The organism is Streptomyces sp. SM1, from assembly GCF_002910825.1.
Lineage (GTDB): Bacteria > Actinomycetota > Actinomycetes > Streptomycetales > Streptomycetaceae > Streptomyces > Streptomyces okerensis.
Genome location: NZ_NEUB01000797.1, coordinates 1 through 3,778, shown reverse-complemented (window position 1 = coordinate 3,778; position 3,778 = coordinate 1). Strand labels below are relative to the sequence as shown.

Below are 3,778 nucleotides of genomic sequence, written 5' to 3'. Positions count from 1 at the left end.
CGGGACGCCTCAGGGCGGGGTGATCTCGCCTTTGCTGGCCAACGTCTACCTGCACGTTCTGGACTCCGGGCTATCGCGGCGCGGAGTGGGTGAGCTGGTGCGGTACGCGGACGACGGCGTCGTCCTGTGCCGTTCGGAACGCCAGGCCAGGGCTGCTCTTGACGCGGTCGGGGAGATCCTGACTTCGCTGGGGCTGCGACTGCACCCGGACAAGACGAAGATTGTTGACCTCAGAGAGGGCCGGGAAGGACTCGACTTCCTCGGCTGCCACTTCAGAGCACGCTTCTCGGGCAGGTCGTGGGAGAAGTACGGGACCGTCCGCTTCTACCTGCACCGCTGGCCCTCGAAAGCGGCGATGAAGAGACTCCGGGACAAGGTCCGGGAACGGACCGACCGCCGTCGGACTGGAATGGATATTCGGGACGTGATTGCGGACCTGAATCCGATCCTGCGCGGCTGGGGTAACTACTTCAGAACCGGGAACGCCGCTGACAAGTTCCAGACCGCTGATCGATATGTCGTATGGCGGCTCCACAGATTGATGGCCAAGAAGCGCGGCCGCAATCTGAGGTCAGGCCAGCGGGCGGAATGGACTGAGGAGTGGTTCAACGGGCATGGCCTGTATCGGCTGGGTGGCACGATTCGCTATCCGAAGGCTGCGTAACCATGTCAAGAAGATCATCGGTAAGCCGTGTGCGGGAAAACCGCACGCACGGATTGAAAGGGGGATGGGGAAACGGGTCCGCGAGGACACCGCGCCCCTGACTACCAATGCCTGCGAACGCCCCCGACAAGAACGCCGCCCCGCCGCTCCCGGAACCCCTCCGGGTGCCGGTCGCGGACTCGCACACCCACCTCGACATGCAGTCCGGCACGGTCGCGGACGCCCTCGCCAAGGCGGCGTCGGTGGGTGTCACGACGGTGGTGCAGGTCGGCTGCGACCTCAACGGGTCCCGGTGGGCGGCGGAGACGGCGGCGGCCCACGACAGCGTCCATGCGACGGTCGCACTGCACCCCAACGAGGCCCCGCGGATCGTCCACGGGGATCCTGGGGGCACCTCCCAGCCCGCTGGGGCTGGGGGAGGGTGGTCCCGGCAGGGTGCCCGTGAGCCCGGCGGCGACGCGGCCCTGGACGACGCGCTCGCCGAGATCGACCGGCTGGCCGCGCTGCCGCACGTCAGAGGCGTCGGCGAGACGGGGCTGGACTTCTTCCGCACCGGGCCCGAGGGCAAGGAGGCGCAGGAGCGGTCCTTCCGCGCCCACATAGAGATCGCCAAGCGGCACGGCAAGACGCTGGTGATCCACGACCGTGACGCCCACGCCGACGTCCTGCGCGTCCTGAAGGAGGAGGGCGCCCCCGAGCGCACCGTCTTCCACTGCTACTCCGGGGACGCCGGGATGGCGGAGATCTGCGCGGCCGCCGGCTCCTACATGTCGTTCGCCGGCAACGTCACCTTCAAGAACGCGCAGAACCTGCGCGACGCGCTCGCCGTGGCCCCGCTGGAGCTGGTCCTGGTGGAGACCGACGCTCCGTTCCTCACCCCGGTGCCCTACCGGGGGCGGCCGAACGCCCCCTACCTCGTGCCGGTCACGGTGCGTGCCATGGCGGCCGTCCGGGGCATCGACGAGGACACCCTGGCCACGGCCCTGGGGGCGAACACGGCCCGCGCCTTCGGCTACTGAGCGCCGCGGTTCCGCGCACGTTCCGTAGTCGTGTCGCCCGGGAGAGCGACCGGCGCTCGGCTAGGTTCTGGGAGCCCGATCGGGACCCTGTGGCCAGCCTGGAGCGAGTCGGCGTGAGCAGCACCCTGCGGTTGAAGACGTACGAGAAGACGTGCCGGAGCCATGATGTCCGCGGCGATCCGCACGAGGGGGAGACCGTCCCCGGCCTCCCCCGCCGGGCACCCCGCCCCGCACCGGCCCGGCGGTCCGCGCACCGGCGGCGCGGCCGGTACGCCGAGCGGGCGGACGGTGTACGCAGGCTGCTGCCGCAGGCGCTGGTCGTGGCGGTCCTCGCCGGTGGCACCAGCGCCTTCGTCGCCAAGGACAAGGCGGTCGAGCTCGACGTCGACGGCCGGACCCGCACCCTGCACACCTTCGCCGACGACGTCACCGAACTGCTCGCCGAGGAGGGCGTACGGACCGGGGCGCACGATGTGATCACGCCCGCCCCGGGAACGCCGCTCGGCCACGGCGACGAGATCGAGGTGCGCCACGGCCGCCCCCTGCTGTTCACCCTCGACGGCCGGCGGCGCGAGGTGTGGACGACGGCGCACACGGTGGAGGGAGCGCTCAGGGAGCTCGGGGTACGCCTGGAGGGCGCGTATCTGTCGACCTCGCGCAACCGGCGCATCGGGCGGGAAGGGCTCGTACTGGACGTCCGTACCGAACGCTCCGTGACGGTGATGGCGGACGGGCGGGCGCGCACCGTCCGCACCGACGCCGCGACCGTGCAGGAGACCGTGCGGCAGGCCGGAATCACCCTGCGCGGCCGCGACACCACCTCCGTCGCCCCGGGCAGCTTCCCGCGCGACGGCCAGACCGTCACCGTGCTGCGGATCACCGGCGGCCGCGAGGTCCGCGACGAGACGATCCCGTACGCCGAGGTGCGGGTCGAGGATCCCGCGCTGACGCGGGGCACGGAGGTCGTCGACCGGCAGGGACGGCCCGGGCTGCGCCGCCTCACCTACGCGCGGCGCACCGTCAACGGGGTCCGGCAGAAACCGCGCCTGCTCCGTTCCGAGCTGGTGCGCGAACCGTCCGCGCAGCGGGTGCGGGTCGGTACCGGGGCGCCGCCGGTGCCGGTGGGAGGGGGAGCGGGAGGACCGGACTGGAGCGCGCTGGCCGCGTGCGAGTCCGGGGGCCGGCCCGACGCGGTGGACCCCTCGGGAACGTACGGCGGGCTGTACCAGTTCGACACCCCGACCTGGCGGGCCCTCGGCGGCAGCGGACGGCCCCAGGACGCACCGGCGGCGGAACAGACGCACCGCGCGAGGAAGCTGTACATCCGCAGCGGCCCGGGCGCGTGGCCGCACTGCGGGGCGCGGCTACGGGGGTGACGGGGCGGCCCGGGGTGGCCCGTACTCTTGTCCCGTGACCAGCCCCACCCCTGACGCCCTCCTGGGCCCCGCCGACATCCGTGAACTGGCGGCCGCCCTCGGCGTACGGCCCACCAAGCAGCGCGGCCAGAACTTCGTCATCGACGCCAACACGGTGCGCCGTATCGTCCGTACCGCCGGGGTCCGCCCGGACGACGTGGTCGTCGAGGTCGGCCCCGGGCTCGGCTCGCTGACGCTGGCGCTGCTGGAGGCCGCCGACCGGGTCACCGCCGTGGAGATCGACGACGTCCTCGCCGCCGCGCTGCCCGCGACCGTCACCGCCCGCATGCCCGGGCGCGCCGAGCGGTTCGCGCTGGTCCATTCCGACGCGATGCACGTCACCGGGCTGCCCGGGGCCGCCCCGACCGCGCTGGTCGCCAACCTGCCCTACAACGTGGCCGTCCCGGTGCTGCTGCACATGCTCGAGCACTTCCCGAGCATCGAACGCACCCTCGTCATGGTGCAGGCGGAGGTCGCCGACCGGCTCGCGGCCCCGCCCGGTTCGAAGGTGTACGGCGTGCCCTCGGTCAAGGCCAACTGGTACGCGGAGGTCAAGCGGGCCGGCGCCATCGGCCGGAACGTCTTCTGGCCCGCGCCGAACGTCGACAGCGGGCTGGTCTCCCTGGTCCGCCGGGCCGAACCGCTGAAGACCACCGCCTCCCGGCGCGAGGTCTTCGCCG

The 3,778-nt window shown here is 72.3% G+C and carries 4 protein-coding genes; all 4 read left to right on the top strand.

Translation table 11 applies throughout. The features are described 5' to 3' along the window. The coding region (locus tag B9S61_RS24485) for a group II intron maturase-specific domain-containing protein (RefSeq protein ID WP_258039757.1) at nt 1-664 on the top strand (664 nt) is incomplete at its 5' end. Between the two features lie 107 nt (nt 665-771). Beyond that, nucleotides 772-1,683 (top strand): TatD family hydrolase, encoded by a 912-nt coding sequence (locus tag B9S61_RS24480; protein WP_103544180.1) that lies wholly within the window; start codon nt 772-774, stop codon nt 1,681-1,683. A 113-nt stretch (nt 1,684-1,796) separates the two neighbouring features. Further along, nucleotides 1,797-3,059, top strand: coding sequence for a resuscitation-promoting factor (locus tag B9S61_RS24475; protein WP_103544179.1), 1,263 nt, complete (start codon nt 1,797-1,799; stop codon nt 3,057-3,059). Nucleotides 3,060-3,093: 34 nt separating this feature from the next. After that, on the top strand, nt 3,094-3,778 hold a 685-nt coding region (gene rsmA, locus B9S61_RS24470; protein WP_103544178.1), incomplete at its 3' end, for a 16S rRNA (adenine(1518)-N(6)/adenine(1519)-N(6))-dimethyltransferase RsmA.